Genomic DNA, 20,982 nt, shown 5'->3' with positions numbered 1-20,982 from the left:
AGCGAGCGCCTGTGCCGTCCGAACCGGAATCCGCGCCGGCGGCATTCACCCGAGCGGGACAGGACGCCGTCACCTTCTCGCGCCGCGTCGCGGGCACCGCGCTCGCGCGCAGCGAACGGCACCGCAGTGAAAACCGCGAATTGCTGAAAGAGTTCGGCAGGCGGCGGCTTTCCGGAGCCGCGGAGCCCGCGCCGTCCGCGTTGCGCGGGGCCGCCCGCCGGTTCCGCGCGGCCCGCGGTTTGCCGATGCCCGTCGAGCCCGCCGCGTCCGAGCAGGTTCCCGTTCGTCCCAAGATTTCGCCCGAACAGACCCGGACGAGTGAAGAGGACGAGGACTTTTCGCAGTCGCGAATCATGAGCCGGGACTCCTGAAAATTCCCGGGAACCGGCTGTGCGAGTGCTAACCACCCTGGTGGACAAGGTTTTTCCGGGGGCGCTCCGACGCTGTTCACCCGGCCGTTGCCGGGCGGTTCCCTGATCGCGCGTTCACGCAAGCAACTACTTGCGAAGAAGTCGCGACAAGTGTGAACCGAACTGGCAATGTCTTCGTCGTAGGTGCAGTGCCGGAAACACCAGCCGGCGCGCACAACCACTCACGAAGGGGGTAGCTCCCATGGCTGCTGGCGGTTTCACTGGGGATCCGAAGGAATTCACCGCGGCGGAGGGGCGCGTCGTCGACGCGACCAGCCGGATGAACAAGAACCTGAGCGACCTGCGCTCCAACATCGAAGCGACCCGCGCGGGCTGGGAAGGCGACGCGCAGCGCGCCTTCGACAACGTCATGCGCCGCTTCGACGACGCCGGTCGCGGCCTGAACGACGCGCTGCACCGCATTGGTGAGCTGCTCCAGGAAGCGGGTTCCACCTACGCCAAGAGCGAGGCTGCGCAGCACGAGCACATCAACTCGCTCAACAAGGGCTTCGGCGTTCTCGGCTGATCCAGATCTTTCCGTTCCAGTCTCGCCTTCATCTTCCATTCTTTTCTTTCTTCTGACAGGAGTTCGACATGCCTGACGGCCGCATCGTTGTTGATCCGGGCACCATCCACCGCGCCGCGGAGGACTGCACCTCCACCGGTGGCGAGCTGAAGACGCTCTTCGACAACCTGAAGAGCGACCTCAACCCGCTGACCCACAGCTGGACCGGTGAAGCGAAGGACCAGTACATCCAGGCCCAGAACGAGTGGGACCAGAAGTTCGACGAGCTGACCCAGCTCCTCGCGCAGATCGCCGCCGTGCTGCCGCAGATCGCGGACGGCTACCAGGCGACGGACCGCTCGGTGCAGAACCTGTTCTGAGCCAAGCTCCGAAACCACGGCGGGCCGGGCACCTTCGGGTGCCGGCCCGCCGTTTTCGTTGTCCGGAAAAGAGGTCCGCGGGTCAGTGCGGAGCGCCGACGGAATATTCCGGCTTGTCGTTGAGCACCCGCACGGTCACCTTCTTCGGCTGGCCGCCGACCTGAACCGTGCAGTCGAACGTGGTGCCGTTCTCAATCGTCTGCCCCGACGGGCACGAGACGTTCTTGACGTCCGGCTCGCCGTAATTCTCGTTCAGCACCCGGGAAACCCCGTCCTGCAACGACTTCTGGTCGAGGGTGTCGCCGCTGAACACCCCGGTCGCCCACGAGATCCCGGCCGCCGCGGCCAGCGCCACCACGACCGCCCCGGCGATCAGGAAAGGTTTCTTCGACCGCGGTTTTCCGGGCTTGGCCGAGGAAAACGCGCCGAGCCCGCCGTATTCGGACGGCTGGAAACCGCCGCCGTAAGGACTTCCGGACTGTTGCTGTCCCGGCTGTGCCGGAGTCGGCTGGCTCTGCGGCTGGCCGGGGCCGCCGTACGGCGCGGGCGTCGGCTGGCTCTGCGGCTGACCGTAGGGCTGGGCCGGGTAGCCCTGCTGCGGGTACTGCGCGGGCGGAAACTGCTGCTGCGCTGGAGGTTGTGCCCACTGGCCGCCCTGCCAGCCCTGGCTGTCCACTTCGGACGGATAACCCGGCTGTGGCCGCGGCGCGTTCGTCCCCGGCTGCCACCACTGCGGCTGTCCCTGCGGCTGCGGGTCGGGAGGCTGGGTCATCGGAGGTCACCTCGGCGGTCGATGAGCGGGGAGGCCGGCGGAAGGACGCGCATCAACGCCCCTGCAGTTCGCCGAGCCTGCGGTAGAAGTCCTGCTTGGCCGCGTCGTCCGCGAGGACGGTGACCTGGGAGGCGTCCGGGACCGTCGGCAGGTCCGACGAGGTGGCCTCGCCGGTGAACTTGAAGTCGTAGCGCAGTTCGACCTTGTGCCCGTCGCCCTCGAACTTCGCCCCCATGGTGAACTCGGCGAGCGAGCCGTCCGGCTTGAGCGTGATCGTGCTCGGCACGACGGCCTTGCGCAGTTCCGGCCCGACCTGGTCGACCACCTTGTCCGGCAGCAGCTCGACCCGCCGGTCGAGGAAGATCTGGAACGGCACGTTCACGGTCAGCTGCTCGGTGCCGTCCGCGGAACTCTTCGCGCCGCGCAGCGCCTTCTTGTCCGCCTTGTACGAGCTGTCGACCGCGTCGCCCATCTTGCACGCGATCTGCACGCCGCCCCACGCGCACGGCTGGATGAGCCCGGCCTCCGGCTTCGGCATCGAGACCCACGGCGTCGGCGCGAGCGATTTGTAGGCAGGTCCGAGGTAGAGGTACTCGACTGTGCCTTCGGCCGGGGTGAACGAGTCGAGGAACTCGTTGGGGTTCTTCTGCGACCGGTTGTGCACGATGCGGCTCTCCGGGCTGCCGGTCCGCGCCGAGGTGACGATGTTGTGCAGGTACTTGTCGTCGAACTTGAAGTACCGGTCCGCGGAGTTGGTCACATTGCGCGGCTCGACGATCGTGTCCCCGAGCTTCGCCATGGCCTTCTCGAACTTCGCGCCGACGTACGCGGCGGCTTGGTCGCCGTCGGGAAGCGCGGTGCCGGCGCGGGCCTGCCCGCACGCGGTCGCCAGCGCCAGCACGGCGGCGACGGCTCCCGCCGTCCGTGCGGCTCGGGTCGTCCTCGCTCGTGTCTTCAACTGCTGTCCCCAGGTGCTCGTCGTGCTCGCGCGGCCGCGCGTGGCGAAATCGTCTCATCCTGGTCCGACCCGCGCGGCGGCGTGGTGGTTCCGGGAACCGGTCGGGTACGCTGTGACCGGCCGACGAGGCGCCTTCGCACCCCCCGCTGCAAAGCAACGGGACCACAGGGGTATCTTCATATGTCGTTGTGCGTTGCGGCGCGTCAGCGCTCGGCCCGCACATTACCCACACGCAATGACGACGAGGTAGACCCTTGCCCACGTACAGCCCCAAGCCCGGCGACGTCACTCGTGCCTGGCACGTGATCGACGCCGAGGATGTCGTGCTCGGACGGCTCGCGACCGAGGTCGCCACGCTGCTGCGCGGCAAGCACAAGCCGACCTACGCCCCGCACGTGGACACCGGTGACTTCGTCATCATCGTCAACGCCGAGAAGGTCGCTCTCACCGGTAACAAGCGCGAGCAGAAGTTCGCGTACCGGCACAGCGGTTACCCCGGCGGTCTGCGGAAGCGCTCCTTCGGCGAGCTGCTCGACACCAAGCCCGAGCACCTCGTGGAGAAGGTGGTCAAGGGCATGCTGCCGAAGAACAAGCTCGGCCGCGCCATGGCCAAGAAGCTGAAGGTGTACGCCGGCCCGCAGCACCCGCACGCCGCGCAGCAGCCGCAGGCGCGCGAGATCACCAAGATCGCGCAGGTCGCGCAGTGAGTGAGGAACAGTTGACCAGCACCGAGACCGAGGTCGTCGCTTCGACCGAGACCCCCGCCGAGGCTGTGGCGACCAGCGAGTCCGCCGCCGCTCCGCGCCCGTCGCGTGCCGCCGGTGGCAACGCGCAGACGGTCGGCCGCCGCAAGGAGGCCGTGGTCCGCGTCCGCGTCGTGCCGGGTACCGGTGAGTTCAAGCTCAACGGCAAGTCCCTTGAGCAGTACTTCCCGAACAAGGTGCACCAGCAGCTCATCAAGGAGCCGCTGGTGACTGTCGAGAAGCCGGACTCCTTCGACATCTTCGCCAACCTCAAGGGCGGCGGGATCTCGGGCCAGGCGGGCGCGCTGCGTCTCGCCATCGCCCGTGCGCTGGTCGAGGTCGACGCCGACGACCGTCCGGCCCTCAAGAAGGCCGGCTTCCTGACCCGTGACGCGCGCGCCACGGAGCGGAAGAAGTACGGCCTCAAGAAGGCCCGCAAGGCCCCGCAGTACTCCAAGCGCTGATTTCCGCGCCTGGCGCAACCCTGGAAGCGCCCATCCGTCCATCGGATGGGCGCTTCCGGCGTTTTCCGGGCTGGTTGACGCGTTTTCCGCCGCTGGCACGACTGTCTTGGGGTAGGGCAGGGGATCACCCTCGCCGGGTCCGGCGCTAGGTTTGTCGAGGCCGGGCGCGTCCCGAGGCAGGTGAATCAAGACAAGGAGGTCGAGATGGCTCGACTGTTCGGCACCGACGGGGTACGCGGTCTGGCCAATGCCGACCTGTCCCCGGAGCTGGCCCTGTCGGTCGCGGCGAGCGCCGCCCGGGTGCTGGCGGCACACGACCGTTCGCACCGTCCGGTGGCCGTGGTCGGCCGCGACCCGCGCGCCAGCGGCGAGATGCTGGAGGCCGCCGTGGTGGCGGGCCTCGCCTCAGCCGGTGCGGACGTCCTGCGGCTCGGCGTGCTGCCGACGCCCGCCGTCGCGTACCTCGTGGGCGCGCTCGACGCGGACCTCGGCGTGATGATCTCCGCCTCGCACAACCCCATGCCGGACAACGGCATCAAGCTCTTCGCCGCCGGCGGGCACAAACTGCCGGACAGCATCGAGGACGAGATCGAAGCCGGCCTCGACGCGACCGGTGTCACTCGCCCGACCGGTGACGGAGTGGGCCGCGTCACCGACGTCCCGGACGCCCTCGACAAGTACATCGAGCACCTGGTCGCCGCGACGCCGCATCCGCTGACCGGTCTCAAGGTCGTGGTGGATTGCGCGAACGGCGCGTCGTCCGCGGCCGCCCCGGAGGCGTACCGCCGAGCCGGGGCCGAGGTCGTCGCCCTGCACGCGGAGCCGGACGGCATCAACATCAACGACAGCTGTGGCTCAAACCACCCCGACCTGCTGCGCGCGGCAGTCGTCGAGCATGGTGCGGACCTCGGCATCGGCCACGACGGAGACGCCGACCGCTGCGTCGCCGTCGACGCCGCCGGCGAGCTGGTGGACGGCGACCAGATCATGGCCGTCCTGGCGCTGGCGCTGGCCGAAGAAGGCGCGCTGGTGAAAGACACCCTGGTCGCGACCGTGATGAGCAACCTCGGCCTGCACCTGGCGATGAAGGCCCACGGCATCACGGTCGTCACGACTGCGGTGGGTGACCGCTACGTGCTGGAGGAACTGCGCGCCTCCGGTCTGGCCCTCGGCGGCGAACAGTCCGGCCACGTCGTCCTCCCCGCCCACGCCACGACCGGCGACGGCCTGCTGACCGCGATGCGGCTGATGGCCCGGATGGCCGCCACGGGCAAACCGCTGGCGGAACTGGCCGCGGTGATGAACCGCCTGCCGCAGGTGCTGGTCAACGTCCCGGTCGCGGACAAGGCCGCGGTAGCGGGTTCGGCCGAGGTCCGCGACGCGGTCGGCGAAGTCGAAGCCGAACTCGGCGAGGAGGGGCGGGTCCTGCTGCGCCCCTCGGGCACCGAACAGCTCGTGCGGGTGATGGTGGAAGCCCCGGCCCAGGCCACGGCCCAGGCGGCGGCGGACCGGCTGGCCGGGGTGGTGTCGGCGGTCTCCTGACCGAAATCTGGTGAATACTCTGCGCCACCGCTGACCCGGCAGGTACATTCCGCAATGCGGGACCAATCGGGGAGGGGCGATGTACGACCAGAGTGAGGTGCCTCCGCATTTCGCCAGAAGCCTGGCGGCGATGGAAGAGGTGCGCGCGCAGTACAGCGCCGATCACGAACGCGCGATCGCCGACGACGAGGCGAGGCAGGCCGCGTTCGCGAAGCTTCTCGAGGAACACCGCGCTCAGGACGCCCAGTCGCAAGCCGACCGCGAAGCCGCGATCGCTGCCGCCGCTGAGGGAACCGAGGACGACCGGGCCGCGTCGGAACAGGCAGAACGGACAGCCCAGCGGGTTGCCAAACAGGTCGCCGAAGACGACGCCGCCGCCGCGATGTTTCGCGTCGAGGACGACACCGAACCGGTCGTCCCGGCAGCGGCGGCGCCCGCCGCTCCGCCCGCGGTGCCTCCTCCGCCCGCTCCGGCGGCCCGGCACCGGGCGTGGGAGGACGACGACTTCTCGGCCACCAACTGGATTGACGCAGAGTAGCCGCGGGCGCGAGGGGAGAGGGCGACGATGGCGAAATTCCACATTGAGCCGGACCAGGTCAAAAAGGTGGCGAACGACGTCTCGACGATGAGCACCTCGTTCAAGGAGATCAAGACCTACACCGCGCAGTCCCAGCTGGCGCCAGCGCATTTCGGCAAGATCCCCGGTCTGTCGGAGGCCGCGGGGGCCTACGTGGCGAAGATGCAGGCGCTCGGCGACTCCGCCGCGAAGGGCAGCACTTTCCTCGGCGGTTTCGCGGAACGGCTCAACACCTCGGTGACTTTGCACAGCGAGAACGAGCAAGAGAACGCCTGGGGCGTCACGAACGCCGGCAAGGGAGCCTGACTGTGACTCCGCCACCGGATCAGGGCTCCGGTCGTCTCGGCGACACGATCATCGCCCCGCTGCAGCCTCCCGCGGACGTCCATCTCGACGACACGTCCGACAACATTCTCAAGCCGCTGGCCGGTTTCCGGGAAAAGATGACCGGCAAACTCGTGCAGCCGTACACGCGGTGGATGGGGCATCCGTCGCGGAACCTGGGGCTGCGGTTCTCCCCGCCGTACGGCCAGGGCGACGAAGAGAACCGGATGCTGAACGAACTGGGCGGCTTCGGTTTCGGCTATTTCTGGGGTGCGCAGGGGCGCGCGGCGAACCTGGGCAAGGCGGCGAAAGCCGCACAGGACGACACCGCCCAGGTCAAGCAGAGCCTGACGGCTGCCTGGCAGGGCAAGGCCGCCGACTCGGCCGTCGAGAAGCTGGACGATTTCAGCAAGGCGTCCGGTGAATACCTCGGCACGGTCAATGGTTTCAGCCAGCTGCTGCAGCAGTTGTGGCAGACGGTTCGCAAGCCGATCTTCGATTTGGGACAGCTGCCCGAAAACGGCGGACAGGCGCCCAAGAAGTTCCTGGACGCGCACAAGCCCGAGGACACCGACGGGCTGCTGATGTTCATGGACCGGCTCGACGACGCGATCAAATGGGGACGCATCGCGCCAGCCCGTTCGGAGGTCGCCAAAAGCGCAAGTGGCACTGGCCCGATCGGTGCGCAGGATATCCGGAGCATGTCGGTGGACCTGGACACCGGTTACGACTCCAAGTGGTCTGACATGTTCTGCCGTCAGATGGACGAGTACTGCCAGCAGTACTCGGACGCGATGGATTGCTTCCGGCAGTACATCCGCAACGCGCACACCGCCGCGACGAACGCACTGCGCGCGTTCTCCGACGGCTTGAACGTGCCGACGGATCCGTTCGGCCGCCTGCAACTCGGTGCCGACAGCGGCGGGCATGACAAGGGACCGCCCGGCCGGAACGACGGTGGCGGCGGGGACACCAAGCCACGCTCCTCCGGCGGCGGGGGCGACACGAAGCCGCAGGAGGCCACGGTGCCGCCGCAGGTCGGTCCGACCCCGGCGCAGCCGCAAACGCCGCCCACGCAACCGGATCCGAACCAGAACCCGGTCACGCACAAGCCGCTCGAGGTGGATCCGTCGACGGGGCAGCCGTATCCGATCGATCCGCGGACCGGGGAAGCGGTCAAGACCGAGCACGAAGCACCGGACACCGTGACGGTTCAGCACGGCAATCAGAAGATCACCATGTCGGAGCCGGACGACCACGGGAAGATGGCGGTCTCGATCGGCGACGGGACCGGGCACGACAAGGCCTATCAGCTCGATTTCGGTGACAAGACGCCCGGTGCCGCCACTGACGCGGCACAAGGGGACCCGGCTGCCCGCCCGCACGATGGTCAGGCCACCGCGCCGAAGCCGCAGGACGCTCCCGGCGGCCCGGTCCACCAACAGCCGGACGGCACCGCGCCGACGACGGACCCGAACCAGGTACACCGTCCTGGCCCGGACGGGAAGATCCACATCGAGGACGGCAACCTCAAGATCACCGCCGAGCGCCCGAACGGGCCTGACGGCCCAACCGTGGTGACGGTGGACGACGGGTCCGGCGAGCCGACGAAGTACACCCTCGACGACCATGGAAAGATCGATCCGGCCACCGGACGTCCGGTCGACGGAGTGACCGCGCAGCAGCACGGCGGCGGTGCGGCGAGCCCAGCCGCGCCTGCCCACGAGCTGCCCGCGGAGCACCTTCGCGACGCTCGCCAGGTCGTGGCGGACGCTGCCGGACATGGCCAGATCGTGCACGAGCAAGCGGCGGCGCAGGACCAGTCAGCGACCGGGCATCCGGCAGACCAGCCCGCGGGCGAGCAAACGGGACGGCACCACGCCCAGCCGGTCGCCGCGCAGGCGGAGGCGACTCCGGCCTACGGAACGCCGGCGGCGAGCGGTCCGGACGAGTCCACCACGGCGCAGTCCGTGCTGGACCCGTTCAGCAGCGACCCCGGCCTCGGACATGTCCCGACCGATCCGAGTTTCGGGGATTCGGCGGTTCCGGCCGGCTGGGAGCAGGGCGGAGCGGAACACCCGGCCGAGCTCGGCACCGCGCCGACCACCACCGATCAGCAGCAAGGCCAGTCGATGGGCATGATGGGCAGCCCGATGATGGGCGGCGGCGGACAGGGCAACTCCGGCGACCAGGAACGCGGCAGCAGCGGTTACCGGGTCGACGGCGGCCTGTTCGGCACCGCGCCGGGCGGCAGCCGGATCAGCGGATCGCTCGCTGAGGAGGACGAGGGGCGGCGCTGATCAGGCAGCCGGTTCCGCGTCCTCCGGAACCTCGATCTGCGCGCGCTTCACGTCCGCGTCCAGCAGCGGCAGGTACTTGTCCGTGCCCGTCAAATGCGTCAAAAAGAACGCGGTGAACAACGCCTTCGTCAACTGCTGAGTCGCGCGCTGAGGTTTGCCCTGCAGCAGCAGCTGGCTCCAGTGCCGACCCTCGGTCACCGCCAGATGTGACGACTTCGTCAGCGTCCGCAGCTGAGCCGGACCGGCCCAGGCCTGCGCGATCGCGTCCGCGTGGCCCACCGCCGGGGCCACCAGGTCGCCGTCTACCGCGAGGTGCAGGCTGGGGGCGCTGATGAGCTTCGCGGCGTCCGTCGCGGGCGGGAAGGTCTGGGCCGCGGCGACAGTCGCCACCGCACGGACCTTCGGGCGGGCGTCGTCGCCTGCTTCGGCGGACTGGGCGGCTGCCAGGACCGCGGAACCGGCGCCGGTGGAGTGGCCGGCCAGGCCCAGTTTCTCCGGGTCGACGCTGATGCCGTCCGGGCCGAGGCGGACCGTGGTGACGATGTCGAGTGTCGTCAGCAGGTCGCCGGCCAGGAGGCGGTGCGACGGGAGCGGGCTGAGCTGGGTCGCGGGGGCCGCGGCGACGACGCCCCAGCTCGCGAGGTGGCGCAGCAGCTGCCGGTATCGGGTGGCCGGTTGCATCCAGCCGTGCCCGAACGCGATGGCCGGGAGGCCGAGGCCTTGGCGCGGGGTGAACACGACGCCGGGGAGTCCGACCAGGGCGAGGTTGCCGCGCACAACCTCGTGGGGTCCCGGGTGGGACAGCTCCGTGAGCAGCTGCTTGGGCTTGCTGGCCATGCGCGTGACCTTACTGCCCGTGCCCCGCCTCGGCCCGGTGCGCCACCCCGAGCGGTTTAGGGGTGCGCCGCCACACTGCGCGAAGACCCGGTCAGCGGTTGTCCGGAAGGCCGCTCGCCCTGCTCAGCGGCACTGAAAACCCCGCTCTAGGGACCGGAGTAGGGGACTGGACTTGTCTCGTTACGCTAGTTCGCGTGTGTGGAATCGTGGGATACGTCGGACACCGCCCGGCTCTGGACGTCGTGCTCGGTGGGCTCCGCCGCATGGAATACCGGGGCTACGACTCGGCGGGCGTGGCGGTGCTGGACGGCGCCGGCGCGCTGACTGTCGAGCGCAAGGCCGGCCGTCTGGCCAACCTGGAAGCCCGGCTCGACGAGGTGGGCCGCGACGCGTTCGCGGGCACCGCGGGCATGGGGCACACCCGCTGGGCCACGCACGGGGCCCCGATCGACCGCAACTCGCACCCGCACCGGGACACCACCGGACGGGTCGCGGTGGTGCACAACGGGATCATCGAGAACTTCGCCGCGTTGCGCGCCGAACTCGAGGCCGAGGGCATCGAGATGGCCAGCGACACCGACACCGAGACCGCCGCGCACCTGGTTTCCCGCGCCTACAACGAGGGCGACACCAAGGGCGACCTGGCGGCCAGCGTCGCCGCGGTGTGCCGTCGGCTGGAAGGCGCGTTCACGCTCGTGGTGACGCACGCCGACGAGCCGGACACGATCGTCGCCGCGCGCCGGTCCTCGCCGCTGGTGGTCGGGGTCGGCGAGGGCGAGCACTTCGTCGCGTCCGACGTCGCCGCGTTCATCGAGCACACCCGCGAGGCCGTCGAACTGGGCCAGGACCAGCTGGTGGTCATCACCCGCGACGGCTACCAGGTCACCGACTTCCACGGCGACGCCGCGCAGGCCAAGCCGTTCACCGTCGACTGGGACCTGTCGGCCGCCGAAAAGGGCGGCCACGAATACTTCATGCTCAAGGAGATCGAGGAGCAGCCGGAGGCGCTGGCGAACACGCTGCGCGGGCACTTCGAGGCCGGCCGGATCATCCTCGACGAGCAGCGCATTTCCGACCAGGACCTGCGCGACGTCGACAAGGTCTTCGTCATCGCCTGCGGTTCGGCGTATCACTCCGGCCTCGTCGCCAAATACGCCATCGAGCACTGGACGCGCCTGCCGGTCGAGGTGGAGCTGGCGTCGGAGTTCCGCTACCGCGACCCGGTTCTCGACCGCGACACGCTCGTCGTCGCCGTCTCGCAGTCCGGCGAGACCGCGGACACCCTCGAAGCCGTGCGGCACGCGCGCGAGCAGAAGGCCCGCGTGCTGGCGGTCTGCAACACCAACGGCGCGCAGATCCCGCGCGAGTCCGACGCGGTGCTGTACACGCACGCCGGGCCGGAGATCGGCGTCGCCTCGACCAAGGCGTTCCTCGCGCAGATCGCCGCGAACTACCTCGTCGGCCTCGCGCTGGCGCAGGCGCGCGGCACGAAGTACCCGGACGAGGTCGCCCGCGAGTTCGCCGAGCTGGAAGCCATGCCCGCCGCGGTGCAGAAGGTGCTGTCCACTGTGGAGCAGACGCGCGAGATCGCGCGGCGGATCTCCGACTCGCGCGCGGTGCTGTTCCTCGGCCGCCACGTCGGGTTCCCGGTGGCGCTGGAAGGCGCGCTCAAGCTCAAGGAACTCGCGTACATGCACGCGGAGGGCTTCGCGGCGGGAGAGCTGAAGCACGGGCCGATCGCGCTGATCGAAGAGGGCCTGCCGGTCGTCGTCGTGATGCCGTCGCCGAAGGGTCGCGCGGTGCTGCACTCGAAGCTGGTGTCGAACATCAGCGAGATCCAGGCGCGGGGTGCGCGCACGATCGTGATCGCCGAGGAGGGCGACGAGACCGTGCGCCCGTTCGCCGACGAGCTGATCGAGGTGCCCGCGGTGCCGACGCTGCTGCAGCCGCTGGTTTCCACCGTGCCGCTGCAGGTGCTGGCCGCGGAGATCGCGAGTTCGCGCGGGTACGACATCGACAAGCCGCGTAACCTGGCGAAGTCCGTCACCGTGGAGTAAGGAGCCGCCGCCGTGCAAGGAATCTGGACGACAGAACGGATTCGCGCGGCGGAGGACCTGCTGCTCGCGCGCACTCCGGACGGCGAGCTGATGCGCCGGGCGTCCTTCGGCCTCGCCGCCGAGGTGGCCGGGTTGCTGGCCGAGGACACCGGCGGAGTCTCCGGCCGCCGGGTCGTGCTGCTGGTCGGTTCGGGCAACAACGGCGGCGATGCGTTGTGGGCTGGCGCTTTCCTGCGTCGGCGCGGGGTCGCGGTGGCCGCGGTATTGCTCAAGCCGGAAAAGGCGCATCCGGCCGGATTGGCCGCGCTGCGTCGATCCGGTGGTCGGGTTGTGTCTATTGCGGACAGTCCACAGTGGATCAAACAGGCGGACGTCGTTGTCGACGGCATCGTCGGCATTTCGGCGCGCGGCCCGTTGCGGCCGGAAGCGGCCGAGCTGGTCGAGCAGATCGAGGCGCCGATCGTGGCGGTGGATCTGCCGAGCGGGGTCGACCCGGACACCGGCGCGGTCGACGGCCCGCACGTCACCGCCGCGCGCACGGTCACTTTCGGCGCGCTCAAACCCGTGCACGTGCTGGCCCCGCAGGAATGCGGCGAGGTCGTGCTGGTGGACATCGGCCTGCGTCCCTGGCTGGACGAGCCGGATCTGCACCGCCTGGAGCTGTCCGACGTCGCCGAGGTGTGGCCGATTCCCGGTCCGGAGGACGACAAGTACACCCAGGGCGTGGTCGGCATCGCGGCTGGCTCGGCGACATACCCCGGCGCGGCGGTGCTCGCTTCCGGTTCGGCGGTCCGCGCGACGGCGGGCATGGTCCGCTACGCCGGGCACGCGGCGGACGTCGTGCGCTCGCACTGGCCGGAGATCGTCGCGACCGGCTCGGTCACCGACGCGGGCCGGGTGCAGGCCTGGGTGGTCGGCCCGGGCATCGGGACCGGCGGGGAAGGCCGGGAAATCCTGCGGCACATCCTCGGCCAAGGCGTCCCGGTGTGCGCGGACGCCGACGCCACCACGATCATCGCGCACACCCCCGAAGTCCTCGACGCTCGCGACCCGGACACTCCGCTCGTGCTCACCCCGCACGCCGGGGAGTACGAACGTCTGATGGGCCGCCGCCCGGGTGCGGATCGAGTCGCGGCGGCGCGGGAAGCGGCGAAGAAGTACGACGCCGTTGTGCTGCTGAAAGGCCATTGCACGGTGATCGCCGCTCCGGACGGTCGCGTCGCGGTGAATACCCCGCGCGGCTCCTGGCTGGCCACTGCTGGCTCCGGCGACGTGCTGACCGGCCTGGTCGGCTCGCTGCTCGCTGCCGGACTCGACCCGTGGCTGGCCGCCGCGGCCGCCGCGCAGGTGCATTCGCTGGCGGGCGCGCTCGCCGCCGAGGACGTGCCGACGTCGGCGTCCGGTCTGGTCGACGCCATCCCGGCCGCGCTCCGGTTGGTCCGCGCGACCGCATAGTTATCGAGTTATGTGTTAACTCGGCTCGGGATATCTGGTAAGAACAAGATGTGAGTCGAGACACGCCAGGACGGCCGAAGACGCGCCCGTCCGACGCCGCGGTGGAGCAGCGGCGGCAGGAGATCCTCGACTACGTCATCGACCAGGGCGAAGTCCGGATCGACGACCTCACCGCCCGGTTCGGCGTCAGCCTCATGACGATGCACCGCGACCTGGACGACCTCGCCGACAAGCGGCTCCTGCGGAAGCTGCGCGGCAAGGTCGAGGCGTATCCCGCGCTCACCATGGAGACCGCCAGCCGGTTCACGCTGCACTCGGCCGAGCGGGAAGCCCTCGCCGACCTCGCGATCCAGCAGGTCGAACCCGGCCAGTCGGTGTTCGTGGACGACTCCACCACGCTGTTTCCGCTGGTCGAACGGCTCGCCCGGATCGAGCGGCTCACCGTGATCACCAACTCGCTGCAGGCCGCGCGGCTGCTCGGCAACGGCGTCGAAGTGGTGCTCGCCGGCGGCCGTTACGACCCCGAGTACGACTCCTGCTCCGGTCCCGACGTGCTCGCGCTGCTTGAGCGGATTCGCGTGGACATCGCGTTCGTCTCGGTCAGCGCGGTCGCGGTGGGCAGGCTGTTCCACCCGGTCCGCGACTACGCCGAGTTGAAGAAGGCCGTGCTGCGCGCCGCGAACCGCAATGTGCTGGTGCTCGACCACTCGAAGTTCGGCCGCACCGCGACGTACGCGCACGGCACCGTCGGCGATTACGACCTCCTGATCACCAGCGAAGCCGCTCCGACCGAGGAGATCGAGGCGGCGCTGAACGAGGGAACGGCGGTCGAGGCCGCGGAGTACGTCGAGGAGGGGCAGCCCTATGACAGCTGAGCTGGTGGCCGGGGTCGATTCGTCGACCCAGTCGACCAAGGTCGTGGTCTGCGACGCGCGCACGGGCGAGGTCGTGCGCACCGGCCGGGCGCCGCACCCGGACGGCACCGAGGTCGACCCCGCGGCATGGGCGCAAGCGTTCGCGGACGCCACTCGCGACGTCCTCGACGGCGTGCAGGCCATCGGCGTCGGCGGCCAGCAGCACGGCATGGTCACGCTCGACGAGGCTGGCGAGGTCGTCCGTCCGGCGTTGCTGTGGAACGACACTCGCTCGGCGCAGGCGGCCAAAGACCTCACCGAGGAGCTGGGCGGACCTGGCGTGTGGGCGAAGTCGGTTGGGCTGGTGCCAGTCGCCAGCTTCACCGTCACCAAGCTGCGCTGGCTCGCCGAACACGAGCCGGAGAATGCCGACCGCGTCGCCCGCGTCCTGCTGCCGCACGACTGGCTCACCTGGCGGCTGCTCGGCCGCCCGGAAACCGCGGTGACCGACCGCGGCGACGCGTCGGGCACCGGCTATTTCTCGCCGACGGACAACACTTACCGCCCGGACGTCCTCGCGCACGCGTTCGGCGGCCGTACCCCGGAGCTCCCGACGGTCCTCGGCCCGTCCGACGTCGCCGGGCACACCAGCGACGGCATGCTCGTCTCCGCGGGCACCGGCGACAACATGGCCGCCGCCCTCGCGCTCGAACTGGCCCCCGGCGACGCGGTGATCTCGATCGGCACCAGTGGCACGGTTTTCGGCGTCACCGAGACCGGTGCGGCCGACGCAAGTGGCCTGGTCGCTGGATTCGCCGACGCCACCGGCCGGTTCCTCCCGCTGACCGCCGCCCTCAACGCCGCCCGCGTGCTCACCGCGGGCGCGGCGATGCTCGGCGTCGATCTGGCCGAATTCGACCGGCTCGCGCTGGCTGCCGAACCGGGTGCGGGCGGGCTCACGCTGCTGCCGTACCTCGACGGCGAGCGAACCCCGAACCTGCCTGGCGCGACCGGCTCCCTGCACGGGCTGACCAGGGCGAACATGACCCCGGAGAATGTCGCGCGGGCGACCGTCGAGGGCATGATCTGCGGCTTGGCCGCCGGGCTCGACGCGGTGCGCGCGCAGGGCATGGCCGTGAAGCGCGTGCTGCTTATCGGCGGCGGCGCGCAATCCGCCGCGGTGCGGGCGATCGCGCCGATCGTGCTCGGCCTGCCCGTCGTGATCCCCGAGGTCGGCGAGTACGTCGCACTCGGCGCCGCTCGGCAGGCCGCCTGGGCGCTCTCTGGCGCCGCCGAGCCGCCCGCGTGGACCGGAACCAAGAACCAGCTCGTGTTGGACGAGCCGACCGGGGCGCTGCGCGCCGCGGGCATCGAGATCCAGCAACGCCACCTCGAGGCGCGCGAGGCCGCGCACGGGGTTTCCGCGAAATTGGGAGAGGACTGACCGATGGCCAGCATCACCTACGACAAGGCGACCCGGCGCTACTCCGGGACCGAGCGTCCCGCCGTCGACGCGCTGGACCTGGAGATCGCCGACGGCGAGTTCCTCGTGCTGGTCGGGCCGTCGGGCTCGGGCAAGTCCACCGCGCTGCGGATGCTCGCCGGGCTGGAGGACATCGACGAGGGCGCGGTCTGGATCGGCGACCGCGACGTCACCCAGCTGCCGCCGCGTTCGCGCGACATCGCGATGGTGTTCCAGAACTACGCGCTCTACCCGCACATGACGGTCGCGCAGAACATGGGCTTCGCGCTCAAGATCGCCGGGCGGCCGGCGTCGGAGATCAAGCAGAAGGTGCTCGACGCGGCGAAGCTGCTGGACATCGAGCAGTACCTGGACCGCAAGCCGAAGGCGCTGTCCGGCGGTCAGCGTCAGCGCGTCGCGATGGGCCGCGCGATCGTGCGTGAGCCGCAGGTCTTCCTCATGGACGAGCCGCTGTCGAACCTCGACGCGAAGCTGCGTGTCTCGACCCGTACGCAGATCGCCGCGCTGCAGCGCCGCCTCGGCGTCACCACCGTGTACGTGACCCACGACCAGGTCGAGGCCATGACGATGGGTGACCGCGTCGCGGTGCTGTCGGACGGCCTGCTGCAGCAGTGCGACACCCCGCGCGCGCTGTACGACCGGCCCGCAAACGTTTTCGTCGCGGGCTTCATCGGGTCCCCGGCGATGAACCTGGTCGCCGCGAAGCTGACCGCGGACGGCGCCGAGGTCGGCGGCGTGCAGGTGCCGCTCAAGCCCGAGGTCCGGTCCGCGGCCGACGGCGACACGGTCACCATCGGTTTCCGCCCGGAGTCGCTGGAGGTCACCACCGACACCGCCGGAGCGCTGCCGATCAAGGTCGAGCTGGTCGAGGAGCTGGGCTCGGACGCTTACGTCTACGGCAAGCTCGGCACCAGCGTCGAGGAGAGCGCCGAAGGCTCGTCACGCAACGTGGTCGCCCGCGTCGACCCGCGTACGCCGCCGGCCATGGGCGACACCCTGCACCTGCGGATCCGTCCGGACGAGCTGCACGTGTTCTCCGGCACGTCCGGGCAGCGTCTCTCCTGAGCCGATAGCGTGGGAAACTGGCAGTCGTTATGACTGCCAGTTCTCCGCACGCCGAGACCGTGGTCGATCTCGGCGCAGTGCGCCACAACGTTTCTTTGCTGGCCGCCCGGGCACCCGGTGCGGCCGTGATGTGCGTGGTCAAAGGCGACGCGTACGGCCACGGTGCGGTGCCCGTCAGCCGCGCCGCGGTCGAGGCCGGAGCGAGTTGGCTCGGCACCTGCTCTCTGCAGGAAGCCCTCGACCTGCGGGCTGCCGGGCTGTCGGTGCGGCTGTTCAGCTGGCTGGACGTGCCGGAGCTGGATTTCACGCCCGGCATCGAGGCGGACATCGACCTCGGCGTCAGCTCTCTGAGCGAGCTGGCCCGGGTCGACGCCGCCGCGGAGCGTGCCGGAAAACGCGCCCGCGTTCACCTCAAAATCGACACCGGGCTGGCACGTAATGGCTGTCCGCCCGCCGCTTGGCCGGAGCTAGTCGAAGCGGCGGCCAGAGCACGGGGCGTCGAGGTCGTGGCGATCTGGTCGCATCTGGCCTGCGCCGACGAGCTGGGGCACGCGTCGATCGACGCGCAGGCGAAGCTCTTCGCCGAGGCTTACGACGCGGCTCGCGCGGCCGGTCTCGACCCGATCCGGCATCTGGCCAACTCCGCGGCCACGCTCACCCGGCCCGATTTGCACTTCGACCTGGTCCGCCCGGGCATCGCGATGTACGGGCTGAACCCGGTGCCCACCGACGACGACCTGCGCCCGGTGATGACGTTCCGTTCGACCGTCGTGCTCACCAAACCGCTGGCGGCCGGTGAGTCCGTCTCTTACGGCCACACCTGGACCGCGCGGGAGGACACTACGCTCGCGCTGGTGCCCGCCGGATACGCCGACGGGGTGCCGCGCACGCTGTCCGGCCGGATGGACGTCTGGCTCGGCGGGAAGCGGCGGCCGGTCGTCGGGCGGATCTGCATGGACCAGCTCGTGGTCAACGTCGGCAACGAGGACGTGCCTCGCGTCGGCGACGAGGTCGTGCTGTTCGGATCCGGCCGCTCCGGCGAGCCGACCGCGCGCGAATGGGCGGACAAGCTCGGCACCATCGACTACGAGATCGTCACCTCGATGTACCGGCCGCGCGTGCACCGCCGGTACGTGGGGGAGCAGGCGTGAATCCTTCGACGCGGCTGTGGGCGATCGTCGGCGGAGTCGGAGCGGTAGTGACGGGTGCGGCAGCGGCAGTTGTCGCTACGCAGCAACGCAAACCGGCCGAAGACCCGTTCGCCGACGAGCCGCTCGGCGAGCTGAAGCCGGACCGGACGTCCACTGTCGCGGCCGAAGACGGTACGCCGCTGTCGGTGGAGGAAATCGACCCTGAGGACGGCGAAAAGCCGGAGCTGACTCTCGTCGGCGTACACGGCTTCGCGCTTTCGCGGCTCTCGTGGCACTTCCAGCGCCGCGACGTCGCTTCGCTGCGACTTCCGCGCGTACGGCAGGTCTACTTCGACCATCGCGGCCACGGTCTGTCCGGAGAAGCGTCCACCGCCACGTCGACGATCGAACAGCTCGCGCGCGACCTCGACAGCGTGCTGCGCGCGATGGTGCCCGAAGGACCGATTGTCCTCATGGGACATTCCATGGGCGGCATGGTGATCATGGAGCTGGCCGCGCAACGGCCAGACCTCTTCGAGGACCGCGTATGCGGCGTCGCCTTCATCGCGACCGCGGCCGGCGAAGTCGGCGCGCGCGGGTTGCCGCGGCCGCTGCTGTCCAAATACAACCCGCTCACGCGTGGCGTCGGCGAGCTGGCTGGGTGGCAACCCGGGTTGGTGGAGTTCGTGCGCGCAGCCGGTGGTCAATTGACGCGGCAGGCAGTGCGACGGCTCGCGTTCGGCAGCCGTGACGTCTCGCCGCGGCTGGTCGACTTCATGCTGGAAATGCTGGCCGTCACGCCGGTACGCGGGCTGATCAACTTCGTCGACACTCTCGGCAGCCACAACCGCTACGCCGTGCTGGCCGGGCTGAAACACGCGCACGTGCTGGTCATCGGTGGCGATTCGGATCGGTTCACGCCGTTCGCGCACGCCGAGCGGATCGCCGAAGAACTGCCGGACGCCGAGCTGGTGCGCGTGCGCGGAGCTGGGCACATGGTGCAGCTCGAACAGCCCGAGCTGGTGAACAGCCATCTCATCGACCTGCTGCAGCGCTGTGCGGGCAGCGCCGCGCCGAACCGGCGGAACTGGTGGTGGACAAGGTGATTCTGGAAACCCCCGAGGACACGATGGCCTTCGGGCGGACGCTGGGCGCGGCCCTGCGCGCGGGCGACCTGGTGCTGCTGGACGGTCCGCTCGGAGCCGGAAAGACCACGCTGACCCGCGGGATCGCGGACGGCCTCGGCGTGGGCGGACGGGTCAGCTCGCCGACGTTCGTGCTGGCGCGAGTGCACGCCGCGGGGGCGGCCGGGGTGCCGTTGATCCACGTGGACGCCTACCGGCTCGGCGGCGATCTGTCCCAATTGGACGACCTCGACCTGGACACCGACCTGGAATCGTCCGCGGTCGTCGTCGAATGGGGCGAGGGCAGCGCGGAGCGGCTGTCGGAGAACCACCTGGTCGTTCGCCTGACCCGGCACGACGACGACACCCGGACCTTGGTCCTGGAACCGCACGGCTCCTGGACCGACCGAGTCCACGAGCTGCAAGCGGCCTGAACGCCGTGAAGGGCTCCTCGATTACCTCAAGGAGCCCTTCACCGGCAGCGGCTCGGTTACGAGCTGGCCTTGGCGGCCGCCTCCTCGGAAGCGGACAGAGCGGGAGCCGACCCCAGTAGCGGCTTCTTCGCGGTCTCCTTCAACTTCACCAGCGTGAGCACGCCGACCACGCCCGCGATCATCAGGTAGTACCCGGGCCACTTGAGATCTCCGGTGGCCAGCACCAGCGCGCTCATCACCAGCGACACCGTCCCGGCGAACGCGGACACGAAGATGTTGAACGAGATCGACAGCCCGCCGTAGCGGACTTCGGTCGGGAACAGCGCGGGCAGCGTGGACGGGCAGGTCGAGGAGAAGCAGATCAGCAACAGTCCCATCAGGACCAGGCCGAGCAGCACCGCGATCAGCGACCCGCTCTTGAGCAGCAGCACCATCGGAATGCCGAGCACGATCAGCCCGCCGGCGCCGACCCACAGGATCGGCTTGCGGCCGATCTTGTCGCTGAGCCTGCCCAGCAGCGGGATGAGCAGCACGCCCAGCCACAGCACGCCGATCTGCAGCCATTCCGCCGCGGTGGCCGAGATCGCCTGGCCGCCGTTCGCGGACATCGTGCGCTCGTCCTTGAGATAGGTCGGCATGTAGCTGGTGAGCATGTAGTTGGTGACATTCCAGGTCACCACGAGCCCGCCGGCCAGCAGCATCGTCGGCCAGTACTTCGAGAAGATCGTGCGCACCACGTGCTGGGACTGGGCGTCCTCGCGCTTGCCGGATTCGTCGAGCAGCTGCTGGAACGCGGGCGTCTCTTCGAGCTTCGTCCGCAGGTAGACGCCGACGATGCCGAGCGGAAGCGCCACCATGAACGGGATGCGCCAGCCCCAGGTGTCCATAAAGGCCGGGGTCGAAACCAGCGGGAGCACCGACGACACGGTCGCGCCCAGCGCGTACCCGATGAAGGTGCCGAACTCCAGGAAGCTGCCGAAGTAGCCGCGGCGGCGGTCCGGGCTGTACTCGGCGATGAACGTCATCGCGCCGGCGTACTCGCCGCCGGTGGAGAAGCCCTGCAGGACTCGCGCGCAGACCAGCAGGATCGGTGCGGCCAGCCCGATCGAGGAGTACGACGGGATCAGTCCGATGAGGAACGTGCCGGTCGCCATCAGGATGACCGTGACCGCGAGGACCTTGGTCCGGCCGATCTTGTCGCCGAGCGGGCCGAAGAACAGGCCGCCGAGCGGACGCACCAGGAACGCCACCGCGAAGGTCGCGAACGTCGCGAGCTGGGCCAGGGCGGGATTGCCGGGCGGGAAGAACTGCGCCTCGATGGTGGTGGAGAGGTAGCCGTAGACCCCGAAATCGAACCACTCGGTGATGTTGCCGACCGCGGCCGCGCCGACCGCCCGGCGCATTGTCGCGTCGTCCGTGACGGTGGCGCCGCCCGACGGCCCCCTCCCGTCTGCTGCCTCTGTCACATCGCTCCCTTCGCGTTTTCGGGACTCACTGCGCAGAGCCCCCGACATCACCTACCGCGAGCGATCCAAAGCCTAACGTGACACGTCTCACTCCCGCTCGGG

At 69.8% G+C, this 20,982-nt stretch carries 21 protein-coding genes; 17 read left to right on the top strand and 4 right to left on the bottom strand.

Translation table 11 applies throughout. The annotated features are described in order from the left end of the window. The first annotated feature begins 11 nt into the window (after positions 1-11). The 3 genes from ACZ63D_RS32980 (at position 12) to ACZ63D_RS32970 (ending at position 1,295) form a co-directional block, all read left to right on the top strand. Positions 12-371, top strand: coding sequence for a hypothetical protein (locus ACZ63D_RS32980; RefSeq protein ID WP_465358259.1), 360 nt, complete (start codon positions 12-14; stop codon positions 369-371). A 241-nt stretch (positions 372-612) separates the two neighbouring features. Continuing rightward, positions 613-936, top strand: coding sequence for a WXG100 family type VII secretion target (locus tag ACZ63D_RS32975; protein ID WP_037368543.1), 324 nt, complete (start codon positions 613-615; stop codon positions 934-936). A 68-nt stretch (positions 937-1,004) separates the two neighbouring features. After that, positions 1,005-1,295 (top strand): WXG100 family type VII secretion target, encoded by a 291-nt coding sequence (locus ACZ63D_RS32970; protein ID WP_465358258.1) that lies wholly within the window; start codon positions 1,005-1,007, stop codon positions 1,293-1,295. A gap of 82 nt (positions 1,296-1,377) precedes the next feature. Here the strand turns inward: ACZ63D_RS32970 and ACZ63D_RS32965 are convergent, their stop codons facing one another. Continuing rightward, positions 1,378-2,067: a DUF4333 domain-containing protein gene (locus tag ACZ63D_RS32965; RefSeq protein ID WP_465358257.1), complete on the bottom strand. Its 690-nt coding sequence runs from the start codon at positions 2,065-2,067 to the stop codon at positions 1,378-1,380. Positions 2,068-2,119: 52 nt separating this feature from the next. After that, positions 2,120-3,025 (bottom strand): hypothetical protein, encoded by a 906-nt coding sequence (locus tag ACZ63D_RS32960; protein ID WP_465358256.1) that lies wholly within the window; start codon positions 3,023-3,025, stop codon positions 2,120-2,122. Positions 3,026-3,279: 254 nt separating this feature from the next. Between ACZ63D_RS32960 and rplM the strand changes: the two genes are divergently transcribed. The 6 genes from rplM (at position 3,280) to ACZ63D_RS32930 (ending at position 8,975) form a co-directional block, all read left to right on the top strand. Next, on the top strand, positions 3,280-3,732 hold the full coding sequence (rplM, locus tag ACZ63D_RS32955; protein WP_009072361.1) for a 50S ribosomal protein L13: 453 nt from the start codon (positions 3,280-3,282) through the stop codon (positions 3,730-3,732). Between the two features lie 11 nt (positions 3,733-3,743). Further along, complete coding sequence (gene rpsI, locus ACZ63D_RS32950) at positions 3,744-4,232, top strand: 30S ribosomal protein S9 (protein ID WP_037816243.1); 489 nt, start codon at positions 3,744-3,746, stop codon at positions 4,230-4,232. 204 nt (positions 4,233-4,436) lie between these two features. Next, positions 4,437-5,774, top strand: a complete 1,338-nt coding sequence (gene glmM / locus ACZ63D_RS32945) for a phosphoglucosamine mutase (RefSeq protein WP_465358255.1) — start codon at positions 4,437-4,439, stop codon at positions 5,772-5,774. 79 nt (positions 5,775-5,853) lie between these two features. Then, the gene (locus ACZ63D_RS32940) at positions 5,854-6,312 is read left to right on the top strand and encodes a hypothetical protein (protein ID WP_465358254.1); all 459 of its coding nucleotides are present in this window, start codon (positions 5,854-5,856) and stop codon (positions 6,310-6,312) included. A gap of 27 nt (positions 6,313-6,339) precedes the next feature. Then, positions 6,340-6,657 carry a hypothetical protein gene (locus ACZ63D_RS32935; RefSeq protein ID WP_465358253.1) on the top strand — a complete coding sequence of 106 codons (318 nt, stop codon included), beginning with the start codon at positions 6,340-6,342 and terminating at the stop codon, positions 6,655-6,657. 2 nt (positions 6,658-6,659) lie between these two features. Further along, positions 6,660-8,975 carry a WXG100 family type VII secretion target gene (locus tag ACZ63D_RS32930; RefSeq protein ID WP_465358252.1) on the top strand — a complete coding sequence of 772 codons (2,316 nt, stop codon included), beginning with the start codon at positions 6,660-6,662 and terminating at the stop codon, positions 8,973-8,975. Here ACZ63D_RS32930 and ACZ63D_RS32925 read toward each other — a convergent pair whose 3' ends face one another. Continuing rightward, positions 8,976-9,812: a dienelactone hydrolase family protein gene (locus ACZ63D_RS32925; RefSeq protein ID WP_465358251.1), complete on the bottom strand. Its 837-nt coding sequence runs from the start codon at positions 9,810-9,812 to the stop codon at positions 8,976-8,978. Between the two features lie 194 nt (positions 9,813-10,006). On the opposite strand from ACZ63D_RS32925, the gene glmS reads away from it, so the two are divergent. From glmS to tsaE, 8 genes are read left to right on the top strand one after another with little or no spacing between them, the layout of a single operon-like run. Beyond that, positions 10,007-11,869 (top strand): glutamine--fructose-6-phosphate transaminase (isomerizing), encoded by a 1,863-nt coding sequence (glmS, locus tag ACZ63D_RS32920; protein WP_465358250.1) that lies wholly within the window; start codon positions 10,007-10,009, stop codon positions 11,867-11,869. Positions 11,870-11,881: 12 nt separating this feature from the next. Beyond that, entirely contained in the window at positions 11,882-13,324 is a 1,443-nt protein-coding gene (locus ACZ63D_RS32915; protein ID WP_465358249.1) for an NAD(P)H-hydrate dehydratase, read from the top strand. A gap of 50 nt (positions 13,325-13,374) precedes the next feature. Further along, entirely contained in the window at positions 13,375-14,199 is an 825-nt protein-coding gene (locus ACZ63D_RS32910; protein ID WP_465358248.1) for a DeoR/GlpR family DNA-binding transcription regulator, read from the top strand. Beyond that, positions 14,189-15,622, top strand: coding sequence for a xylulokinase (xylB, locus tag ACZ63D_RS32905; RefSeq protein WP_465358247.1), 1,434 nt, complete (start codon positions 14,189-14,191; stop codon positions 15,620-15,622). The genes ACZ63D_RS32910 and xylB overlap by 11 nt, the downstream gene beginning before the upstream one ends. A 3-nt stretch (positions 15,623-15,625) precedes the next feature. Next, positions 15,626-16,726, top strand: coding sequence for an ABC transporter ATP-binding protein (locus ACZ63D_RS32900; protein ID WP_465358246.1), 1,101 nt, complete (start codon positions 15,626-15,628; stop codon positions 16,724-16,726). A 29-nt stretch (positions 16,727-16,755) separates the two neighbouring features. Then, positions 16,756-17,877 (top strand): alanine racemase, encoded by a 1,122-nt coding sequence (gene alr, locus ACZ63D_RS32895; RefSeq protein ID WP_465358245.1) that lies wholly within the window; start codon positions 16,756-16,758, stop codon positions 17,875-17,877. Further along, positions 17,874-18,962, top strand: coding sequence for an alpha/beta fold hydrolase (locus ACZ63D_RS32890; RefSeq protein ID WP_465358244.1), 1,089 nt, complete (start codon positions 17,874-17,876; stop codon positions 18,960-18,962). The genes alr and ACZ63D_RS32890 overlap by 4 nt, the downstream gene beginning before the upstream one ends. Then, positions 18,950-19,414 carry a tRNA (adenosine(37)-N6)-threonylcarbamoyltransferase complex ATPase subunit type 1 TsaE gene (gene tsaE, locus ACZ63D_RS32885; RefSeq protein ID WP_465358243.1) on the top strand — a complete coding sequence of 155 codons (465 nt, stop codon included), beginning with the start codon at positions 18,950-18,952 and terminating at the stop codon, positions 19,412-19,414. The genes ACZ63D_RS32890 and tsaE overlap by 13 nt, the downstream gene beginning before the upstream one ends. A gap of 56 nt (positions 19,415-19,470) precedes the next feature. On the opposite strand, the gene ACZ63D_RS32880 is transcribed toward tsaE, so the two are convergent. Next, positions 19,471-20,880 (bottom strand): MFS transporter, encoded by a 1,410-nt coding sequence (locus tag ACZ63D_RS32880; RefSeq protein WP_465358242.1) that lies wholly within the window; start codon positions 20,878-20,880, stop codon positions 19,471-19,473. Positions 20,881-20,982: the final 102 nt, after the last annotated feature.

This window comes from Amycolatopsis sp. NPDC104775, assembly GCF_055583325.1.
Note: the sequence above shows the minus strand (reverse complement) of the source record. Positions and strands in the feature narration are given on the sequence as shown.